Source organism: Pseudobdellovibrionaceae bacterium, from assembly GCA_023898385.1.
GTDB lineage: Bacteria > Bdellovibrionota > Bdellovibrionia > Bdellovibrionales > UBA1609.
This window is the reverse complement of record CP060220.1, coordinates 2971081-2993576: the sequence shown is the minus strand read 5'-3', so window position 1 is coordinate 2993576 and position 22496 is coordinate 2971081. Positions and strand designations below refer to the sequence as shown.

Annotated in this window: 17 protein-coding genes; 8 read left to right on the top strand and 9 right to left on the bottom strand. The window is 46.9% G+C overall.

Going from position 1 to position 22496, the window contains the following annotated elements:
- Positions 1 to 5: 5 nt before the first annotated feature.
- From H6626_13770 to H6626_13750, 5 genes are all read right to left on the bottom strand, one after another.
- A complete protein-coding gene (locus H6626_13770; GenBank protein USN47238.1) occupies positions 6 to 1604 on the bottom strand; it encodes an AarF/ABC1/UbiB kinase family protein in 1599 nt (532 codons plus the stop codon).
- Positions 1561 to 3624 (bottom strand): ribonuclease R, encoded by a 2064-nt coding sequence (gene rnr, locus H6626_13765; protein ID USN47237.1) that lies wholly within the window; start codon positions 3622 to 3624, stop codon positions 1561 to 1563. The genes H6626_13770 and rnr overlap by 44 nt, the downstream gene beginning before the upstream one ends.
- Positions 3625 to 3662: 38 nt before the next feature.
- On the bottom strand, positions 3663 to 4175 hold the full coding sequence (locus tag H6626_13760; GenBank protein ID USN47236.1) for a hypothetical protein: 513 nt from the start codon (positions 4173 to 4175) through the stop codon (positions 3663 to 3665).
- A 6-nt stretch (positions 4176 to 4181) separates the two neighbouring features.
- Positions 4182 to 5156: an MBL fold metallo-hydrolase gene (locus H6626_13755; protein USN47235.1), complete on the bottom strand. Its 975-nt coding sequence runs from the start codon at positions 5154 to 5156 to the stop codon at positions 4182 to 4184.
- A gap of 177 nt (positions 5157 to 5333) precedes the next feature.
- On the bottom strand, positions 5334 to 6056 hold the full coding sequence (locus H6626_13750) for a hypothetical protein (GenBank protein ID USN47234.1): 723 nt from the start codon (positions 6054 to 6056) through the stop codon (positions 5334 to 5336).
- A 129-nt stretch (positions 6057 to 6185) separates the two neighbouring features.
- On the opposite strand from H6626_13750, the gene H6626_13745 reads away from it, so the two are divergent.
- The 3 genes from H6626_13745 (at position 6186) to H6626_13735 (ending at position 8823) form a co-directional block, all read left to right on the top strand.
- On the top strand, positions 6186 to 6980 hold the full coding sequence (locus H6626_13745; protein ID USN47233.1) for a glycerophosphodiester phosphodiesterase: 795 nt from the start codon (positions 6186 to 6188) through the stop codon (positions 6978 to 6980).
- A 46-nt stretch (positions 6981 to 7026) separates the two neighbouring features.
- Positions 7027 to 7992: an isopenicillin N synthase family oxygenase gene (locus tag H6626_13740; GenBank protein USN47232.1), complete on the top strand. Its 966-nt coding sequence runs from the start codon at positions 7027 to 7029 to the stop codon at positions 7990 to 7992.
- Positions 7993 to 8094: 102 nt separating this feature from the next.
- Positions 8095 to 8823, top strand: coding sequence for a hypothetical protein (locus H6626_13735; GenBank protein ID USN47231.1), 729 nt, complete (start codon positions 8095 to 8097; stop codon positions 8821 to 8823).
- Between the two features lie 47 nt (positions 8824 to 8870).
- Here H6626_13735 and H6626_13730 read toward each other — a convergent pair whose 3' ends face one another.
- The 3 genes from H6626_13730 to H6626_13720 all read right to left on the bottom strand — a co-directional run bounded on the left by H6626_13730 (position 8871) and on the right by H6626_13720 (position 13274).
- Positions 8871 to 11579: a valine--tRNA ligase gene (locus H6626_13730; protein USN47230.1), complete on the bottom strand. Its 2709-nt coding sequence runs from the start codon at positions 11577 to 11579 to the stop codon at positions 8871 to 8873.
- An 87-nt stretch (positions 11580 to 11666) separates the two neighbouring features.
- The gene (locus H6626_13725; GenBank protein USN47229.1) at positions 11667 to 11996 is read right to left on the bottom strand and encodes a hypothetical protein; all 330 of its coding nucleotides are present in this window, start codon (positions 11994 to 11996) and stop codon (positions 11667 to 11669) included.
- Positions 11997 to 12062: 66 nt separating this feature from the next.
- Positions 12063 to 13274, bottom strand: a complete 1212-nt coding sequence (locus H6626_13720; protein ID USN47228.1) for an MFS transporter — start codon at positions 13272 to 13274, stop codon at positions 12063 to 12065.
- 175 nt (positions 13275 to 13449) lie between these two features.
- Here H6626_13720 and H6626_13715 point away from each other — a divergent pair, with 175 nt between their 5' ends.
- Positions 13450 to 14373, top strand: coding sequence for a hypothetical protein (locus H6626_13715; protein USN47227.1), 924 nt, complete (start codon positions 13450 to 13452; stop codon positions 14371 to 14373).
- A 310-nt stretch (positions 14374 to 14683) separates the two neighbouring features.
- On the opposite strand, the gene H6626_13710 is transcribed toward H6626_13715, so the two are convergent.
- Positions 14684 to 15223 (bottom strand): transposase, encoded by a 540-nt coding sequence (locus H6626_13710; protein USN47226.1) that lies wholly within the window; start codon positions 15221 to 15223, stop codon positions 14684 to 14686.
- Positions 15224 to 15449: 226 nt separating this feature from the next.
- On the opposite strand from H6626_13710, the gene H6626_13705 reads away from it, so the two are divergent.
- From H6626_13705 to H6626_13690, 4 genes are all read left to right on the top strand, one after another.
- Positions 15450 to 15881, top strand: coding sequence for a hypothetical protein (locus H6626_13705; GenBank protein USN47225.1), 432 nt, complete (start codon positions 15450 to 15452; stop codon positions 15879 to 15881).
- Between the two features lie 132 nt (positions 15882 to 16013).
- Positions 16014 to 16652 carry a hypothetical protein gene (locus H6626_13700; GenBank protein USN47224.1) on the top strand — a complete coding sequence of 213 codons (639 nt, stop codon included), beginning with the start codon at positions 16014 to 16016 and terminating at the stop codon, positions 16650 to 16652.
- 316 nt (positions 16653 to 16968) lie between these two features.
- Complete coding sequence (locus H6626_13695) at positions 16969 to 18783, top strand: hypothetical protein (GenBank protein ID USN47223.1); 1815 nt, start codon at positions 16969 to 16971, stop codon at positions 18781 to 18783.
- A 485-nt stretch (positions 18784 to 19268) separates the two neighbouring features.
- Entirely contained in the window at positions 19269 to 22430 is a 3162-nt protein-coding gene (locus H6626_13690; GenBank protein USN47222.1) for a hypothetical protein, read from the top strand.
- Positions 22431 to 22496: the final 66 nt, after the last annotated feature.

The window sequence follows — 22496 nt, the reverse complement described above, 5'->3', positions numbered from 1 at the left end:
GCCCCCTATTGTTTTTTTATGTAGTTATAAAACGCAAAAAAACCAAGAACGATAGCCAAGCCATACCCGATAGCACTCAATGTGGGAATATGTAAAATGTAGGGCCCGCGATCAGCTATAATCAACAACGACGCGCTCAACAACAAACTCCCGATCACTAGGCCGAGGAACAGCAGATTAGCCGAGGACTCCATCGCTCGTCTTAGCTCTTTTAACTGATCGACTTGCATTTTTATGGCGAAATCAGGGCTATTCAGGCGGCGAACAAATTGTTTAATTTGCCGTGGCAAAACTGAAACCAGAGAATTCATATCTCTTGCTACTAAAATTAAATCGCGAGCCACTTTTTTCGGCTGATAACGAGACTGCACCAGCTCTGAAGCAAACTCTAATGAATAAGAAAGAAAATCAAAATCCTTAACAATAACCCGTCCCATTCCTTCGATGGTGACAATGGACTTGAAAAACATCACCAGTTCCGTAGGAAGCATCAACTGATGTCTTGCTGCTATGGCGGTGGACTCTAAAAGTAATCGACCCACATTCACATTTTTTAACGTCAGCCCGTAATAAGGCGCTATGAGATCTCGAAGTTCTCGGGCAAATTTGTCGACGTCCACACGCTCTGAATAGGGTGCTAGATCCACATACTCATAGGCCAAGCGGTCATAGTCCTCAGCGGCAAGTGCCAATAACATGTTGGCGATGGCGGACTGGGTTCGATTGTTGAGGCGCCCGACCACACCAAAATCAATAAGGCCCACCTTGTTATCTGGCATAACAAACATGTTGCCTGCGTGCAGATCTCCGTGAAAAAGACCGTCTGTGAAAACCATTTTTAAATAACAGTGCAGGCCTGTTCTAAGAACCACCTCAGGGTCTATCCCCTCTTGGTCTAAGGCTCGTTTTTGGCTGAGGGGAGTCCCCTCCAAAAACTCTAAAACCAGAACTTTCTGGCCGCTGTATTCCTCATATACGTCAGGTATTTTAATATTGGGCTCATCTTTAAAGTTTTTTTGAAACCTTCTGATGTTATTCGCCTCAATAACAAAATTCGTTTCAAGCTCTAGACTATTAAAAAACTGATCCACAATGCCCACAGGGTTATAAACCCGAAGCTCCACAACATAGCGTTCTAATAACTCGGCCAGTGTGTACAATACGCTCAAGTCTTCTGCGATGATCTCTTCGATCCCTGGTCGTTGAACTTTAACCACCACTTTTTGGCCATTTTTCAAACGGGCCTTGTGAACTTGCGCAATGCTAGCGGCCGCCAAGGGTGACTCATCAAACTCTGCAAAAATTTGATCCAAGGGCTGGCCGAAGTGCCGATGCAGTTGCTGTTCAATCAACGAGAAGGGCACATAGGGGACTTGATCATGCAGCTTCTTGCACTCTTCGACGATGTCGGCAGGAATTAAATCTGGACGCGTAGCAAGAAGCTGCCCAAACTTCACAAAAGTGGGCCCCAGCTCTTCAAAGCTCAATCGAAGGCGTTCAGCCAAACTCAAATGAGTGAGATCTTTTTTCGCAATTTTCTCGAAAACAAACTGACCGAGCTTAACTCTTTCTGCGAGATTTTCGAACCCGTGCTTTGCGAACACCCCGACGATTGTTTTTAGTCTTGCCGCGTTTTTTAGCGGGCTTTTTTTGCGGTGGATCAACAGTGGCGGCCCTCCCGTCCCCTTCGGCCAAAACAAAGTCTATTCGCCCCAAATCTGTATTGGTAGCTACTACTTGTACTTTGACTTGATCGCCAAGACAATAAGAACGCCCTGACTTTTTCCCCACCAGCCGCAAAGTTTCCTCGTCGAACTCAAAATCCTCATTTCCCAGATCTTCCAGACGCACAAGCCCATCCACGTCATACTGGCGCAATAGCACAAAAATCCCGAATTTGGCCACTGAGCTGACCATCCCCTCAAACTCTTGCCCTAAAAATTTCCGCATAAATCGTGCTTTTTTTATGGAGTAAAACTGCCGCTCGGCCTTCACAGATCGCTGCTCGCAAGCGCTGAGCATCTCACCCATGGTGGCCAGCTCTTCTAACGACGGAACCTTGTACCCTTTGCCCGGATAAACTATGGACTTCACAATTCGGTGAATTACAAGATCTGGATACCGCCGAATGGGAGAAGTGAAGTGAACATAATCAGCAAACCCCAACCCAAAATGCCCCACATTCTCGGGGCTGTACTTGGCTTGGTTCATAGAACGAAGAGTAAGGATATTTATCATGTGCTCTTGAGGCTTACCTGAAAAAAACTCCAAAGCTCGAGTGATCTGCTTTTGCAAGACTCCGCCCGTGAGTCTTTTTCGAAAACCAAAGCTTTCTAAAAAGCCCTCTAGTTCTGATATAGTTTCACTATCTGGATCTTCATGGATTCGATATAACCCGTGTCGATTGTTCTTTTTAATAAACTGGGCCACTGCAATATTGGCCATCAACATCATTTCTTCGATCAATCGGTGGGCAAAAAGCCTGTTAGCCTTCAAAATATCAACCGGGTCACCAGCTTCATCAATTTCAATTTCAGTTTCAGGTATATCTAAATCCAAAGACCCCGCCTGAAATCTTCGAGCCATAAGCACTTTTGCCAATTCCGCAGCCCGCAAGATCTCTTGAGTGACGTGCTTGATTTCTTCGGGCGGGTTGCCATCCACCACTTCCTGGGCCTGACCATAGGTGACCCGCGCATGACTTCGAATAACCGCTTCATAAAATGAAGAATCTACGAGCTCACCCGTGGAGGACAGATGCATATCCGCCACAACCGCCAGTCGAGGCACATTGGGGCGCAATGAACACAACTCATTACTTAAAATCTCCGGCAGCATCGGAATAACTAGGTTCGGAAAGTAGGTGCTGTTGCCTCGCTCTTTGGCGTCCTCATCAATGGGCGCGCCCGGCTTTACGTAGTGGCTCACATCTGCAATGGCCACGACCAATCGGTACCCTTCTTTTTTGCTCTCTACAAAAATGGCGTCGTCAAAATCCTTAGCCGTCTGACCGTCTATCGTAATTAAGGGTAAATCCTGAATGTCGATTCGGCCGGCCATGTCTTGCACTGAAACCTCTGCCGACATGCCACTGGCCTGGGTCAAGCCCGCCTTTGAAAACTCAAAGGGAATCCCATTATTGAAAATCACACGACGATCATCATTGAGGGGATCTTCAACATTCCCGATGACACCAACAAGGGACCCCGCAAAACCCCGTACCGAATCAGAAAAGCTCTCCACTCGAACAGAAACCCAATCGCCGTCTTTCACTTCTAAACCTGGCGGAATGGACACACGCAGATCTTCACCCCAGGCGTGGCTTTCGTCTTTCAAATACCCACGACCAGGGCCTGAAATGTGAAGACGCCCCGACACCGTAGAAACTGACCGAGCTAACACTTTTACTATATCTCCACGCAATCGTTCGCCACCGCGCTCTAAACGAACCGAGGCCTCCACTTTGTCATTGGACATAATCCCAGTCATAGACTGCCGGGGTATATACACATCAGGTATTCTATCTTGTTCTGGGATAAGAAAACCAAAGCCATCGGGGTGGCGTTTGATTATTCCGACTATATTGCGCTCAAATACTGGCTCACGCCGTTTGTTTTTTGCCATCAGATGCTAAGCTAACACACTGATACTAGGGAAACAACCTAGCTGCGGTATTTCAAAAACTTAAAAAACTTACTGGGCAATATGTCCATTTCCATTGAGTCACCACATTTAGGGCACTCAAAGGTTTCGGGAATATTATTAGTCTCCGGACTGTCGGCCCGGCCCTCTAAAAAGTCCTGGCCCCGCACATAGAGTATTTCTTCTTCATAGTCGCAAGAATCGCAAGCGTAGGGGACGTACATAGATTCAAGCAACGTACCTGCCGGCATAAAGCCTTCAAGAATGTTAATGGGATCCACGATATTTCTATGACAATTTCGAAAAACGATCTGCACTCGCCCTTCCAAAGCCTTAACCCAAGTCACCCAAGTTCGTAAGCCACATGAATTGATCAATTTTACATTTTCAAAATCTATAATAATCTTCCTCACTCCTTCTGGAGTTTCATTTGAAAACTCGGCATCTTCGTCAACAAAACCATTCAGGTGGATGACCAACTCCTCGTTTTGTTGTTCGATTTTAACCTTTAGACCATCTGTGTTTTTGATCATTAAATATTAAACCTCAATTACCATGCCCTCATGGGCAAAACACCAATTTGGCTCAAATGCATTTTCATCGGCACTTTTTAGGGCCTTTATCATAGTTTTAAAATAATCTCTGGATTCGGCCTCGGCCTGCGCTATTTTCATATCTGATGCTACAGGATCATGGTGTACAAAATAAACGTTTTTTATTTTTTCACGAACGGCAATATCAAGACCAATGGGTGCCGACGAATGACCCCAATGCACCTTTTCTGTGGCCTCTTTAAACGTGTACTGGGCGTCAAACACCATCACATCCACGCCCTGATACAGCGGCAGATCTGGCCCCAGATCTTTTCGACTCACTCGAGTGCACTCTGTATCTACGCAGTGAGCATAAACTTTGCCGCCACACTCCACGCGAAACCCCCAACAGGGATCGGGATGGTCCAACTGGTAAGGCGTCACCTGCAAGTCTCCAAATTCACGTTTCTCCCGTGGCGCCAATTGATGAAACACCACCTCTGCCCCCAAATCATCAAAAGATACTGGAAAATAGGGCTTTTCAAACACGTGCCGAATGATTTCTTCAAGCTCCGGTTGCACGGCATAAATATGAATTTTGTTTCCCGGAATAAAAATCGGCACGAAAAATGGTAACCCCACTAAATGGTCCCAATGAAAATGCGTGAACAAAATGTGCACCTCGCCTCGACCAAGGCCACAGGGACCGGTGAGCATTTTACCGCCAAGAGGTCGCAATCCGCTCCCACCATCGATAATAATCTGGTGCGGACCGTTTGTAACTTCCACGCAAGAAGTGTGGCCGCCATACCCGCCCACCTCACGTTGAGGCAATGAGGAAAGAAATTCCTCTGGCGATCTTCCCTTGCCCTCTGCGATATATCTTTTGAGCAGCTGTAAAACCCGAGCTTCGATTTCTTTTGGAGGTTTTGGCGTTGTCAACGATCCCCGCACACCCCAAAGCTTAATTTGCATCGCCATTATATTATGCCTCTCCAACAGCAACTTATTGGAATCACTCAGATAATTGTAGGGCACGGCATCTTTAAAGTCATACAATAAGGTGCGTTTGTTTGACCACTGGACCCATGTCGAGGCCTACGAAATTGATCGCACAAAACACTCTCTGGCCGTGTTTTGAACCAAAACTTCTAAGGTTCAGAAGTAGTACAAATAGCCCAAAAAGACCTGCACACCAGAAAGTGTGGCGCTCAGATCCGTTTCGTCCAACTCGACCTCGCGCCCACTTGTCGCTTGCGACAAACTATCTGGCGACCCATAGGGGGCTGAGCTGTCGAAGGCGCCGGATACGCTATCCGCAATGAGTCGAGGTATGGGTAGAATTCGAAAACTACCTTCAAAGTTGATACAGTGTTGCCCGCGAGAAAAGCAAAATTCAGAACCCAGGCCCACCAAGTAACCCATATCGTCACCGGAAAAATCCAACTCGGCCGCTCCATCGCTCGTGGCATTGTCTTCTTTTATCGTCCCTGAAGCAAAGGCCCAACCCACACCAAATTGTGAGAAAAATTTAATCGTTTTGTCTTCGAGTAAATACCATCTGAGAACAGGAAAAACGGTGTACCCCTGCATCCCATATTCAAATTTGCGACCCGCTGAATTACTTCCATCTGAGTTTTGATAGAAAAACGATGGCCGAAGCTGGAAAGCTAATGACCCCTTTGACGGTCGGTAACTCAAAATAAAATTTCCTTCCCAAGCATTTCCCAGGTCAGATGTCGATATGCCAGACTCTCGTGTATTAGCCCGGCTTCGAAGTGTATTCATGTCTGACTGATTGGCATTGGTGACTCCAAGGTTACCGCCCATAGACCAACCACCTTTTCCGGCCGCAAAGCTTTCAGAAGCGATTAGAAACATGAACACTGTTGCCACTATTCGAAACTTAAACCCACACACGATACGGCCCCCCGTTTTTAGTTGAATTCATAATATATTCGAGCAAAATTTTTAGAGTTTCAACCCAATTCACGCAGGAGACTCAGTATATTGAAAAAAGCATTGTTAGATGGGCTTCAAAGGTTTGTGGACGCGATGATGGGCGCTATCCCGCAAAAGCCCCCTCAGACAAGTTCCCTGCAACACGTTCGTCTTGTAGCGCATCGAGGAGTGCATGGGAGTGATTGCATTGAAAATACAGTAGCTGCCGTTCAAAAAACTTTAGATGCAAAGATTTGGGGCGTTGAGTTTGATGTCCGATGGACCCAAGACAATGTGGCCGTCCTTCACCATGATGCACATTGTGGACGCCTCTTTCAGCGCCCCGATTTGGTCTTATCAAATCTTAGCTGGAAAGAGTTGCATGAACTTGTTCCCGACATCCCTCGTTTAAAAGACGTCTGCGAAATGTTTGGCAAACATGTGCACTTTATGATCGAGCTCAAAGAACCCGTTCACAAATTAAATTCACGCCTTGATCATCTTAGAGAGTGCTTAAGCACACTCATACCCTGCGAAGATTATCACATCATGAGCCTCGATCCCGCCCTGTTACCTACCGAAAACTTCCCACGGCAATGTTTACTGGCCATTGCAGAAACCAATACAACTGAAATAAGTCAGTGGGCCCTCAAAGAGAGGCTCGGCGGCCTCACGGGTCACTACCTGCTCATCACAAACGCCCTCCTTCAAAGACATTTAGACAATCGCCAAAAGGTGGGCACTGGTTTTGTGAGTTCGAAAAACGTTCTTTTTCGCGAAATAAAACGCGGCGTTTCATGGTTTTTTAGCAATAACGCCCACGAACTCCAGGCACACCTTGACGCCTTTACCAACAAGGAATAGGCCTGAAGCTGGTCCGTGCGGCGAATCATAGGAACAGGGGGAAATTATGACTGCGTCCACTCATGCCGATTATTTAACCCAAGTACCAACCCTTAGCCTTAAACAATACATTGATGGTGATGTAAATCAGCGGCAAGAGTTCACTGCGGATTTATTTCGTGGCCTCAGGCAATTCGGTTTTATTATTTTAAAAGACCACCCCATACAGCAAACGCTTTTGGATACTGCCTACGAAAAAAGCCGCGTTCTGTTTAGCTTGCCAGAGAGTAAAAAGCTTGAGTTCTTGTGCCATGAAGGTGGCGGGCAACGAGGCTACACCCCCTTTGGCAAAGAGCACGCAAAAGACAGTACTGTGGCCGATCTCAAGGAGTTTTGGCATGTGGGTCGTGATCTTAACCCTGGCGAGACCTATTACGATCAATATCCAAAAAACATTTGGCCCGAAGAAATTCTTGGCTTCAGAAAAACCTTTTCACAACTCTACAGTGCGCTCGATGACGTGGGCCGAATTATGTTGCAAGCACTCACGCCCGCGCTGGATCTGCCAAGCGATTACTTTGATCGCCTCACTCTTAACGGCAATTCCATTTTGCGCCTTCTTCACTATCCACCCATACCTGAAGGGGCTGATCCCCATGCTGTAAGAGCCGCGGCCCACGAAGATATTAATCTGATAACGATATTGGTCAGCGCATCAGCTTCTGGATTGGAACTTCTAGACCGCCAGGGACAATGGCTACCCGTGGAAGCTGAAGCCGGACAGCTGATCGTGGATGCCGGGGATATGCTTTCAAGAATCACCAATGAGGTGATTCCCTCTACCACGCACCGAGTGGTTAATCCCCAGGATGGCCAAAATGTGAGCCGGTATTCTATGCCATTTTTTATGCATCCTCACCCTGAAGCCACACTCAGCTGTATTCCAAGCTGCGTCGGAACGGGGGCGAAATATCCTGATATTTCTTCGCAAAACTTTTTAATGCAGCGCCTCAGAGAGATCGGCCTGATTTAACCATTGCCTATTAATTGAAATCTTTATAATTTCTCCGGCAAGTCTAAGACAAAGGTCGGTGGGGCCTTTGCCGTAGATTCAACCATTTGCTGGGGGGCATAAATGGGAACATCAATCCGTCGTATTTTTTTGATAGCGATAACGGCATTATTTTCGGGCCAAGCTTTTGGCTCCAATTTTCTCGAGCCGATGAACCTGTTGGGTTCTGAAGTTGTGGGAGACGTGGAAGTCACCTATTTGGGCACGACTATTATTGATGATGCTGAGGCGCTTGGATATTTGAACAATTGCTCTGAGCTCAAAACTGACAATGAAGAAAATGTGGCTCCAAAGATTCTTGATCCCGCCGATCTTGGTACCATCGTCAACGTGGGTCGCAAGATCTGGAAAGTTGTCGAAGACAACGAACCCATTTACGAAGTGAACCGTCAATTGGCCAGCGCACTGCCAAAGGGCATTGAGTGCTGGGACCAACTTGAAGGTTGGATGCCACCTGAAAGCGCTCACTACGGTATCACCTACAAAAACCTTTGGGGTATTTCAGTAGTGGATTTTAGTTTTCGACTTAACTACACCTTCGGTGGCCAATACAAAGGCTTAGGAAGGTTCCTCAACAATATTTCGATCACACCGAGTCTCATCAACGTGATGTTGGCCTATCACTTTTACGCCGACGTCGAGGTTCCACAAGTGGTTAATCTTGGAACCACCGCTGACCCCATCGCCGGAGCAGAGATCAATCTCAACTGGCGCGTGGAAACAGCCATCAAGAAAAGCCAAAACAATGTGAGCTTCTTCGTGGATGGACAAGGTCGCCTCAAGCAACTTTGATGATGTGACAAGGCAATTAGGCGGGTCGCTTTCGCGACACCGCCTAGTTAGCGCAGCCGCTCAAGACTTGCCTGCAGTATCGTTATTTGTGCATCTAGAGTTTTAAGCTGCTCGCGCCCTTCAATCACCACTTCTTCTGGAGCATTTTTCACGAAGTTTTCATTGGCAAGCCGCTTATCTAGGCCTGCCTTTTCTTTTTCAAGCTTTTCGATTTTCTTTTCAAGGCGCTTCACTTCTTCTTCTATATCCACAAGCCCTTCTAGCGGAACAATCACGTCAAGCCTCACATCACCTAAATAAACAGGCGATACGGCACATTTTGCTAGATTTCCTGGCTCACCAATTTCACAGGAGTCGAGGCGACTCATCGTCATGATGTACAGCTTGTTGGCTCCCAAGATTTTCTGACCCTTGTCACTCTCTGGGGCCAAACGCACAGCTATTTTCTCACCCGGCTTGATTCTATTTTCGCCGCGAATGTTGCGAATGGCGGTGATCGTCTCTCGCACCACATCCATTTCGAATGCTGCTGCTTCAGAACCAATGGCTAACCATGATTTATCATTTTTGGTCGTGGGGTAACGCTCAAGCATCACCGTCTTATCTGTGGAGTTCAACGTCTGAAAAATTTCTTCAGTAATAAACGGAGCAAATGGATGCAAAAGCTTTATCGCTCGGTTTAGAGTTTCAAAAAGAACTTTTTGTGTAGCTCGCCGTTCTTCTGCCTTGTCGCCATAAATTATGGGTTTAATAAATTCCAAATACCAATCACAGAACTCGTGCCAGATAAAACTGTAGATACTTCCAGCCGCATCCGAAAACCGGTATTGACTAAGAGCCTCGTGCACGTCTCGTTCACACTTTCCGAGCTTATAAACTATCCACTGATCTGCATCAGACAGGTGCAACTTGTTGGGAACCGGTTCGGCACTTAAGTCGCCTTCAAAATCACTAAGTGCTGTCATTGAAAATCGTGTGGCATTCCACACTTTGTTCATAAAGTTTCGATAACCCTCAAGTCTTTGTTCAGAAAACTTGAGGTCACGGCCTGAGGCTATTTGGGCCATCAATGTAAACCTCAAAGCATCAGCGCCATGTTTGTCTATGATTTCCACAGGATCCACAGAGTTATTCAAAGACTTTGACATCTTTCGCCCCTGTGAATCTCGAATGAGACCGTGGATATAGACCTTTCTAAATGGGACATCACCTGTAAACTCCAGGCCCATCATAATCATTCGGGCCACCCAAAAGAAAATAATATCGTGTCCCGTAACTAAAACGTCAGTGGGATAAAATGTCTTTTGGGTTTCTGTCACGTCTGGCCAACCCATGGTGCTAAATGGCCAAAGCCCTGAACTAAACCAAGTATCTAGTACATCTTCGTCTTGCTTAATGTTTTTGCTATCACATGACTCACATTCACTGGGGTCTTCTTCAGAAACTGTAATATGCCCACAATCTTGACAATACCAAGCCGGGATTCTGTGGCCCCACCATAGTTGTCTTGAAATGCACCAATCTTGAATGTTATTCATCCAATGCAAATAGGTTTTTGTCCATGATTCAGGTTCAAAAGTAATTGTCTCACTTTCGACAACTCGTCGAGCCGGAACAGCCAATTCTTCGGCCTTAACAAACCATTGATCTGATAAGTAGGGCTCCACCACACAACCACTTCGCGAACAATGTCCTACTGAATGTTGATGGGGTTCTACTTTTTCTAAAAATCCCTGGGCATCTAGATCGGCAACAATCTTTTCACGAGCCTTTGCGGTTGATAATCCTTGATAGGCACCGGCATTTTCATTCAATGTTCCATCTGGATTTAGAATATTTAAAAATCCCAGGTTATGCCGCAGTCCCATTTCGTAGTCGTTAAAATCATGGGCCGGAGTGATCTTTACAGCGCCCGTACCGAATTCGCGATCCACATGAGAGTCAGCGATGATCGATATTTTTCGATTTGTCAGTGGTAGCTTGACCTTTTGTCCTAACAAATCTTGATACCGTTTATCCTCCGGGTGAACCGCCACCGCCAAATCGCCCAACATGGTTTCTGGGCGCGTGGTGGCCACCACTAAAAATCGACCGCTCTGACCATCCACCGGATACTTGAGGTGCCAAAGGTGGCCCTTAACGTCCTGGTGCTCCACTTCTAAATCAGAAATTGCTGATTCAAGTTTGGGGCTCCAATTGATGAGCCGAGATCCGCGGTAGATCCAGCCTTTTTTGTATAAATCTGAAAACACCTTTCTCACGGCACGAGAAACACCCTCATCCAATGTGAAGGTGTGCCGATCCCAGTCACAAGAATCACCAAGCCTTCGCATTTGTGAGGTGATCCGATTGCCGTATTGCTCTTTCCACTGCCATACGCGTTTCACAAATTCATCGCGACCCAACTCTTGCCGAGTCTGGCCCTGTTTACCCAGCTCTCGCTCTACAACATTTTGAGTGGCGATTCCTGCATGGTCTGTTCCCGGCAACCACATGGTGTTGTACCCGCTCATTCGCTTCCAGCGGACAAGAACGTCTTGAATGGTGTGATCCAGGGCATGTCCCATATGCAGTGATCCGGTCACATTTGGAGGAGGCAGTATGACCGAAAATGGAGGTGCCGTGGACACATCGACTGATCTAAAATATCCCTTTTCTTCCCAATTCTGATAATGACGGGCTTCCACTTCTTGAGGCAAATAGCGATCACTCAGTTGGCGGGATTGACTCCCCCCAACTTCTGTCGACGACGACATACGGGCTCCTTGGGTTCCCAGAGAAGGCCGATCCGCATCATCGATCCGTGGGGCCTCTCATTCATAAACTGTATCTATTCCTTAGCATTAGAAAGGCAATGGAGACAAGCGGGCCTCTGTGTCGTAAGGCTTTGATTTTTCAGCAAACGGAGATCCTCCAAGAAGATCGGAGGGGTGCAGTGTGGAACCGCCACGCCCCTGGTTGATTTGCTCCACATCCAGAACTGTAAATACATCTTCAACGAGATCCTCTACGGTCGCCCCTTCGACCTCCACCGCCTGAAGCGAAGCGTTGACAGGTTCCGCTGGAGGGAAGGGGGCAGCCACCTGCTGCCCCAATACAAAAAGAAGCATCAAAAGCGGCAAATAAGAAGCAATTACAATGCCTGCATTAAACCTAAACATCTGAACGGACACTCAAACCCTCCTCAGCAAAATCTGACAAAGGCTTGAGCAAAATTGATACCCAACTGTGCAATAGATCTATGACTGCTTTCCCGCCTCAGGCAATGAATTGCGGTGAAGAACGGCGATGCCAAAAGCTATGGCGCCAAAGGCCCCACTGAGCCAAAATGGAGAGGAGTGTCCCGCATGCACATATAGCCATCCCCCGATGGCCGGGCCAAATATTCGCGCCATGGCCGAAAGACTTTGATTCACGCCCATCACACTGCCCTGCTCTTCATTGGACGTCAGAAGGCTGATGCTCCCATTTATGGCGGGATTCATAAAACCACTGCCTAGAGCTAACAATGTCACCACGATTCCGAGGTACCACACGTGTTCGGCCCAACCTATTCCGCCAATACCGATAGCAAAAAGAAATAATCCAATGAGCAACACTTTACGCTCACCCCACAGCGGCATGAGTTTTCGGATAAATAGCCCCTGGGTCAAAACCATAATCACACCCACATAGGCAAAACCATAACTTGCCGTGACCATGTCCCAGTTAAATTGATCTTTCACAAACAAAAAGAGAGAGGCTTCCATGCTGGCCATACCCACCGTGCCAAGAAAAAAAATAGTCATCAACGATCCCACAACGGGCGTCGAAAAATGCTTGGTGATATTTTTGAATCGAGGCGGTCGCTTTTTTACCTGACTTCGTAAAGACTGTGGCAGGCTTTCTTTTAAGAGAAAAATAGCCATCCCAAAATTCAATAGACATATTATCGCAGCCCCTACCGCCGCAAAGCTCTTACCAAAGGGGGCCACGTCTCCAAGACTGTCACCAAATTGCGCAAAAATTCCGCCCAAAAATGGTCCCAACACGAAACCTAAACCGAATGCGGCACCAATAAGGCCCATGCTCTTTGAACGATCTTTTTTTTCGGTAATATCAGCGATGTAAGCCATGGCCGTTGAAATATTCGCACCAAATAGGCCGGCCAGTGCTCGTGCCACAAATAAAACCCAAAGGTGATCAGCAAATGCAAACATCAGATGCGATAATCCCGCACCCAATAGGCTCACCAAAATAATGGGGCGTCGTCCCAGTCGATCGCTCAATTGCCCCCAAAGTGGCGCAAATAAAAACTGAGCTAAAGAGTATATCCCCATCAATAGCCCGACCATAAACGCATCGGCGCCAAATGAGGTCACCAGAAAGGGGGTTAACGGAATGATGATCCCAAAACCCACAAGGTCGATGAATACGGTAAGAAATATGATTAAAATGGCTCGTTTTTGCATTTTTATGACTACGCTATTTTTAGCATTCAGAATGCACATTAGTCGAATCTGGCGTTTGGCACAAATGTGAATCCACCAAACCTATGTTTTTTAATCTATCGCTTTTGCGCCGGCACCAGGTGGGATATGCTTTTTATCGATGGCCGCCCTAAAACCTGTTTTTGGATGGAAAAAAATGAGATTTATCGCATTTGGATTTGTATTGTTTTGGATTTCAAGTTCAGCGTTCGCCTCACATCCTGCTCCCCCGGTATTTTCAGGGGAAGAGGTGCGATTTGAAGTGGAGACCAACTACTTTCAGACAGACGCCAACTTTAAGTCCACGTGGGGTGAGTTTGTGCGCCTTGATGATGGCAACACAATGCGCTCCACTCAACTTCGTCTAGCCGGCAAATATTTTGTCGCTCCCGAATGGGCCCTCGGTGGTGGTGCCGTGGTCGCCTATAGCGAAAGCAACAATGCCGGTCAGGGGCTTACCAACTCAGGGCTATCTGAAATCTTCGTGGATATGGCACTCACTAAAGATTGGCATGAGCTGAATATTTCTCCGGTGGTGGAGCTCGTGATACCCATTTACACCGTTGATCCTACGTCCCATGTTGTCATGATCGGTGAGGGCACCATGCGTTTTAATGGCGGCGTCTGGGGAGATCTTGATGTGGGGTTTATTGATGTGTTCACGTACTTAGGGTTTTCTGTTCGGGACGATGGGCGGTCAAACTTAGTGAATTGGAAGGCGGGAACGTATAAATTTCTTGGACGATTCCGACTGGGTACAACTGTATCAGGCCAACACACTCTTTCTGATGACGATTTTGCTCCATCGCCAAGTGTTCGAGACAACGTCGTCAACATGGTCAATGCCGGAAGCTATTTGTACTATGAAGTGAACCCTGAAGCCCTAACGGCGTCTTTGTGGGCTGACCTGAATTTTGCAGAAAAAGGAGAGTTGCGTGTCGGCGTAGCCCAAACCTTAAATGGTGCCAACAGTGCCGCAGGTTTCTCGGGCCATGTGGCACTCACTTGGTCTATTGGCTCTTCTAGGGCCGTACGTAAAAAACGAAGTGCTGAAGATTTTGAAGTTGAGATTGCGGAGTGAAATGAATCTGTCGACATGCGAGATCTTGGGTCAAGGCTGGAAGGCTAACCTCGGCCACAAGCGCAGTCGTGTGTCGCCCTTACTGGTATTAGTTGCATTATAACCCTCGGAAAAACTCATAGACACCATTTGATGAGACCGTCTTCGACCGGCATGAACCTCGCGCCAATACGCCTGTCTCCCATTTTGAGACAAATTAATCAAAATTCGTCTCAAGACGCCACAGCAATTCCGTATGAGCGCAGGATCCTCTTCTATCAGGGCTTCCAATTGGAACTGAAATTATTTTTTCTCAATATTGCAGTGTCCCCTAACTTGAGTCTGGTTGCCTAGCATCAAAGGCTAAGCTCCAATTGGATAAATCAAATCCCCAGGCCTGCAAGCGGTTCTTATCGAAGTAGCGTTTTACAGAATTATAATCTCGCCCCCAGGTCACAACTCGTGAGAACGGTCGAGCTTCCCAGAACTGCAAGCCTTGAGCGCTCCCACGTTCGGCACCCAGAACATGGCGAGCAATAAGTCCAGTCACCGATCGTAAGAATCCGATGAGCCATTTACGGTGCCCCGTTCGAAGAAGAATATGAATGTGATTACCAACATTTTCATAGCGATAAAGCCGGAGGCCATGCTTGCTGGCTTGGTGTTTTATGATTCTATTTACAGCTTCTCTATTTCTCTTTGCCAAAAATGATCGTTTCCCCTTGGCATGCTGAGATCGCATGACAATATGCATGGTGTGTTTGGTTGAAATCGGCCGCTTTTCTTTTGGGTTTGATTTCTTAAGCAGAGCTCCGCCAAAGACTCTTTTGTTATTCATGTTGAATAGTGAAAACTGAAATTCCCTGGACATAGTGACTGTATCCTATATCTCAAGTAGCGATGTCAATAATATTGCAAATCTATCAAAATAGAAGAATATTTTTCAAATTAATATCTTCTTCTGGGAGTTCCATTTGATAGATTTAAGTAGTTACGCAAGGAGTTTTAAGTTCTTCTACAAAATATTTCCCGATTGGATCCGCTGGATGCATCAAAATAGGCCTGACTTAAGAAGGCAGGGGAGCTGCTACCACTCTATGGGTGAGACAGTGATCTTAGGCTTGTGCTTGTACTTGTTTCGCTACCCATCACTTCGTGCCTTTGTTAAAGAATTTAAGGCCAATAATGTGGCGTTGAAAAATTTGAACCAATTTTTTACGGTCAAGGGCATCCCTGGCGATGACCAGTTTCGCTATATATTGTGTGACATTCCAACAGAAGCATTTAATCAGGTACTTAAACTCATCCATCAACGGCTGGAGCGCAAGAAGCTCGTTCAATCCTTTCGTCTTTTAAATAAATTCGACCTGGTAGACATAGATAGCTCAGGGGAGTGGAGTAGCTACAAGATTGGATGTGATAAGTGTCTTTTGCGAACTGGATCCAAGGGCGCCAACTTGAATATGCACGGTCAGCTTGTGGCTTCATTGATTTCCCCTTATCAGCCGATCTCACTCACTATGGCCTAAGAGCCCATAGAAAAACAAAAACATCAGGAAGACTATGTCAAAAATGACTGTGAGATCAACGCGGCCAAACATCTACTTCGAAGACTCAACTCCAGTTATCCGAAACGACCGATCTGCATAACCGGTGACAACTTGTTTTCATCAGTGACCGTGGTTTCACAAATCATTGATAACGGCTGGTCGTTCATAATCACTGCCAAGCCCGAGCGCAATAAGGAACTGTTTTCGTGGTATGATTACTTGCCCGACAAAAAACAGGCTTGGCAGTATATAGACAAAGAGGGTCATCAACACCACTTTGAATGGTCAAATAATCTGCCCCTCAAGCAAGAGCACAAGGCAGAGAATCGCTTGCACGTAAACCTGCTTGAGTACACGGAAATAGATCCCAGCGGGGCGGCTCTTTACTACAATAGTTGGATCACAAATCTAAATCTACATCACGGCAACGTTAAAGAAATAGCAAAAGGAGGAGCGACACGATTTACCATAGAAAATGTGACTTTTAATGAGCAAAAAACAAGGGGCTTTCACACAACTCATAACTTTGGACATTTTGGCAATTTACCAAATGTGTTTTTTAGGCTCGCACAGATAGCCCACCTCTTTTCCCAAGTCCATACACTTTGGAAAGAAGGCAAAAAGCAAATAAAAGCCGTCGGCAGTTGCCGTCGATTTTGGGAACGAGCGGCTGTCATATTCAGCAGCATCGTCAGCAACGATTACAGTGACCCGATTCTCTACGTGAAGCTTGAAATAAACTCCTCATAAGACTTGGATCACCCAAGTTATCCGTACTCAAGCCCCTTGTTCATTGCTCGCACAACAACCTAACCCAGTTCGTAGCCGTCTCACAATAAGACGGATTGGGATCTTCTGTCCAAAACTCTAAAGTTAAATTCAAAACAAACCCTGCGCAATAATTAAGCAATTTTGAATGTGTCTCATAAGGAATCGCTGAATTCGTACTTTGGCCAAAAAAACCGGACATTGATATCTGAAATTTTTTAACATACCGCAATAATAACTAAAGTTATTCACCGCATCAGACGATACTAAGTATATCAATTTTAATGGAGTGCTTAATATGGAGGCAAAATGTCGTCCTACAAAAATGGAACGTTACCACGGCAGCCGGCATAGAGTCTTTTTAGTATTATTGTTGGCGGCCCTTACAGCATGTCAACTTGCCGACAACAAAATTTACGGCACCATAAAAAACCAAACGACCGTCGCTGAGGTGCCTTCCGGGCCACCCACATTGAGCGTAATCAATAGCTCATTCTTACTCGATAACAACAGCGTGATTCGCAATACCCCTGTTTCGGTAACCGTCACCACGCGCGACCAATACGGTGACCCTATTTATGATGCTTCGACCACGATAACAGCATCGATGGCTGGCAACGCCACGGACGCTTGGCTCTCCACTATTACAGACAACACTGATGGAACTTACTCAGTAACGTTTTATGCCGAAGTCTCAGCAATATCGCGGACACTTAATTTTGCCGTTGATGGACACGCTATCACATCTGCCGATCCAGTCTTCACAGTGGCTGAGCCCCGCCTTGCATTTACCGGCAACTCTCACCCCTCAGCTTCCATCGCCGCCCGCACGGTGAATGAAACTATGTCTCCCGCATGGACCTTAACAGGCCTTTGTGATGTAAGCCTCGGCGAGGTAGTAATAACAAGCCCCAGCGCAACAGACCAAAATGTATCATGCGCCCCTTCCGGGGGCGGCACATTCGCTGCAACGTACAACTACACGGCCACCGCCCCGTTTTTGACCACGGGAAATATTGGCGTTGCGCATTTTTATATTAAGCAAAATTCATTACAGCCCAAGCGAACTTGGATTTATGTGACTCAATTATCGAACCCTCCCTCCTTAATTACGAATCTCGCTGGGCTTCAGGCCATTGCCGTGAATGATGCCACTAAGTTTTATATTCTTGATTCTGATATTTCCAGTTCAGGAGCCGACAACTGGACGCCCATTGGCGATGTGGGACCGCAGTCTTTCACAGGCGTTTTTGACGGCAATAACCATACCGTTGATGGGCTAAATCGACAAAATGCCAACAATGCGTCTATTTTTGCAAAACTGGACGGGCAGGTTAGTAATTTAAAAGTAATAAACGCAGATTTTAGAGGAGCCTACTATAGCGGTGGTATCGCGGGGTGGATGAATAACGGGGCTATTCGCCACGTTAGCGTGAGCGGCCGCATAGAATCTGTCTCCAACCGAGCCGGAGGCGTTGTAGGCTGGGGCACTGGCAGTATTGCATATGCGACAGTTTCTGCCGACATAGTTGGTTCAAACTATGCTGGCGGAATTTACGGAGACGTCAGCAGTGGTGCAGACTATGTATTTAGTAGCGGAACAGTGTCGTCGACGGGAACGTCAGCGGGCATAGGTAAGGGTTCCTCTTACATTCGATACGCAACAAGCACGGCCACTGTCTCATCGACACAAACAGGCACTTGCACGTTTAATAGCGCGAGCGGTATTGGCACTAGTCAAGCTGTATACAATAGTTTTTTTGACGGCACTGTAGTGGGAACGGACTGTGCCAGCGGCCTACTGAGCAACTGGCTCGGCATGGGATATTATATTTTTAACCTGGGCAATGTATCTGCGACAGGTGTGTCCCCGGAGACGGGATTTTTATTTTCTGTGACGCCGGCTTTCCCTCCAGCGGCAGCCTACTATTTGGACACCGCGACCTGTAGCCCCACGTGCACCATCGCGACGGGCGAATCCAAGACCGCTCTCGAGCTTAAGCAAAGAAGTACCTATCAAGGGTGGGACCTTTACTCGATTTGGCGCGTGGACGACGAAAGTGATACGCCGCGATTGCGATGGATAGACAACTTGGGTGAGTATATTCCGTAGGCCGTAAACGTTGCGGGACCCTTAAGGGTGATCACAATAGTGGCCAATTATTCGTTTTAACCAAGGTCTTTCCAGCAAAGAAAATTGTGGCATCCAATGGGTTTATGCTACCCAAGACTGCCATCACAACAGTTCGTCGCACCGGATTTTTTCTCAATGGGATAACCTGAACGCTATCAAAAATTAAATCATAGGGAGACCAAAACGTCTCAAATTGAGAAACAGGGCTTTTCTTACTGTCGGCTACATTTTTCTGCAATTCTTCGGCTCATTACCATTCCATTGGCTATACCCGAGGTTATTAGCCTCTTCGTTTTACCTAAATCTCCGCAAAAACTGAACAAGGGCCCTCAAATTCTGACGACAAACCTCTATTTTTGCTACGGTCACGATAAAAACCACACCTTACACCCGTATCTCATAAGGAATCGCTGAAGACGCCAAATATACCTCAAGTTTTTTGGCCCTTCGTCCGAAAAGAAGTTATGCGAAGAAATTTGTTAATATTGATTTTTGTCTCAGGATATCTCCTGGTGGGTTGTCAACTCGGGGACAATAGAATTTCAGGCCGAGTTCGCACACCTCCACCCGCCACACCAGATCCTCCTGATGCGGGCCCCTATGCCGTCACAACAATGTATAGCCTTCCCACCACCGACCTGAGAATAGGCACCTTCAACTATTCACCGTCTGGCAATTCCACGTATTTAGAGGTTGACTCGTCGGTTCATGGGCTCATTGATATCTTATTTTTCAATCCCGCTACCGGCCACATTCAAAACGTCCCCTGGGACCGGCCCGTTTTTGCGCAATCTCCACAGATCCGATATATGGAAGACGGCCAACGAATATTAGTGCAAATGGGAGACGATATTTTTGTCTATAATTACATAACTAACCAACTCTCCTATTTGTTCTCGCACTGGGCAAACATCGTCAACTCGGGTGATTTTGCCATCTCACCCAATGGCCATTTTTTTACTTTTGCTTATCCAGGCTATGGCGTCTGGGTCGTCCCACTTAACGGCGATCCCATGGTCCGAGTTGATGACGACTCGCTCCTCTGGGTCGTCTCACAGCTGGAGTTTTCACCAGACTCATCAAAGGTGGCCTTTATAGGACGCGTCGTGGGTGGCGGCGACAAGCTTTATATTGCTGACGTGGACGGCAACAATGAAATCGAACTGAGCGGCCCAATGCCCGGCACCTCTTCACATATCACTAGTTTTAAATTCACTCCCGACAGCAGTAAGGTGGTCTATTTTGGAGAACAAGATTTTGACAATGTGAATGAACTCTATGTCATTGGTGTGGACGGTAACAACCGGGTCCAACTCAATCCAAACCTGGGCGGCACAAGTAAAGACGTCGTCAACAACTTCGAGATCGCTCCAAATGGCACTTTCGTAGCCTATATTTCTAGCGAACAAACGGCAGGACAATTCGAGTTGTTTGCCATAGACATTGACGGGCTCAACCCTCGAAAGCTGTCTGTGCTTTCGCCGCATGTAAACGGCGATGTGATGACGGGGCTGGATGCCATCAGAATCTCAGCAGATTCATCCCGTGTTTACTATATAGGTGACCTGACCACAGACGGAGTCAAAGATGTTTACTTCGCCACGGCGGACGGACTCTCACGCGTCAATATCACTAATTTTTCTTCCGGCATCGGAGCTGTCTACAATGTGGAATTCTCCTCTGATGGATCTTATGTATACTATCGGGCCAACGAAGGGGTATTCAACCAACTGTATTCGGCAACGGCTAACGGCGCAGGCCATACCGCCATTGGAGGCAGCGTTGTTTCTGGAGGCCAAGTGCTTAACACTTGGGGGACCAACAACTCTGGTTCTCACGTGATATTTAGAGGCGATTTGGATGTGGACAACGTAAATGAATACTATTCGGCTCCATTGGCTGGAGGAGCCCGAACAAAAATTTCGCCACTCCCTCAAATGAATTTTTCGGGCCTTGCCACCTCCAGTGATCGCGTCTTTTTGTCTGGCGCCTCGGGATGTCACTCGGTGGCGGTCACCGGCGGGAGCCAAATCGACTACAACAATTTAAATATTGGTGAATTCGTCCACACCTGTCGCTACTTGACAGCGCTCGATCGAGTCTTGGTGTTGGCCGGTGGTGTGTACAGCCGCCGATTTCAAGTATGGACCGTCGGAGGAAACCTCGAATTTGACACTCCATTACCGGGCCAAGCCAATTTCCAATCGGGATTTGCCAAACACTCAAGCACAGCGGGCAAAATCGTGTACGCCGACGAGTCAGACCTCTTTTCTGCCAGTTCTGATGGCACATCACCAATTAAAATCAACCAATTCGACTTGGAATCAAACAGCCAATCTCTTTTTTACAAATTTTCTGATAGACCGTCTGATCTTTTTCAGCTCGCCCCCGCTCAAGATCGAGTATTATACGTTGGAAAAACGGGAACCGGGGAAGACAATCTATATTCTGTCAAGCTGGATGGCTCTGACCATGTTCATATTTCTACGGGACTCATACCAGGGTCGAAAATTGTCAGCTTCATTATTTCACCTGATGGCCTCAAGGTGGCTTACCTGGTGGATCGCTACATGAACGTCAAAAACTATGGTGACGGAATTTTTGTCGCCAATATCGACGGTACAAACCTCCAAGAGATGACCCTAGACACACCCAACCCTGCCCGATATGTTTGGCTGGACGATGACCACACAAATTATGCTTTCACACCGGATAGCAACAAGGTCGTATATATTGCCCGACATGATTGGTGTTGTGCGGGTGCGGCTTCAGAAGAAAACGTCTATAGCACTCATGTAGATGGAAGCAATCACAGGCTTTTGGGTCAGTATGTCTCCTCACCAACCTCACAGTTTCTGATAGCCTCCGACAGTGACACGGTAGTCTATAGACAAGGCGGCATTCAATACGCGGCAAGCATCGCCACGGGTGCTACTGCGCCCTTGGGAGCAAATTCTACGGTGAGTAACCCACTATTTCTCCCCGAAAGTCTTGAGTTTGTCGGGGCCTACAACGGCAATATCTATCGCGTGCCCACTAGTGGGGCCGATGCCGTTGCCCTACATTCCGAAGAACCCATAAGCACATCAACAACGACATTCAAATCCCTGCTGAGCCCAGGGGGCGAATACTTTATCTACTCCGCACCCATTCTACCGGCCCTTTCTGGCTACCGGGTGTTTTCCTATTCCCTAGGCGGCCAGAGTAACCATACCCTTTCGCCCCTTTTTGAAACCACACCCTATTTATTGCCTTTAAGCGGAGACACGCATGTTTTGATCGCGGGCCAGCTGTTTGGAACCAATGACTACGTTTTAGCCATCGCCACACTTGATGGAAGTGAATTCACTGTGATTGACGACGTGGGCCCCATCGTGATCACCGAACCATTTAAAATCGAAGCGTCGAACACGTTTCTTGCCTATCCCATTTCTAATAACAACAATACCAGGATTGATCTCAAAATTTCATCCTTAGACGGCCTCAAAAAAGAGAAGATCACTGATTCGGGCCTACTTCATGGATTCAAAATTATCGATGATTCAACAATTCACTTTATTGAGTCTAAGTCGGAAACTTCGAATCTAAATGAGGTTAAAAAGCTCGTCCTCAAAACCTTCCCATGAGCTAGTATCTACCGATTATATGGGCTGTCACACGTGAACAAAATCGCTAGGCCACATGATCCGCGT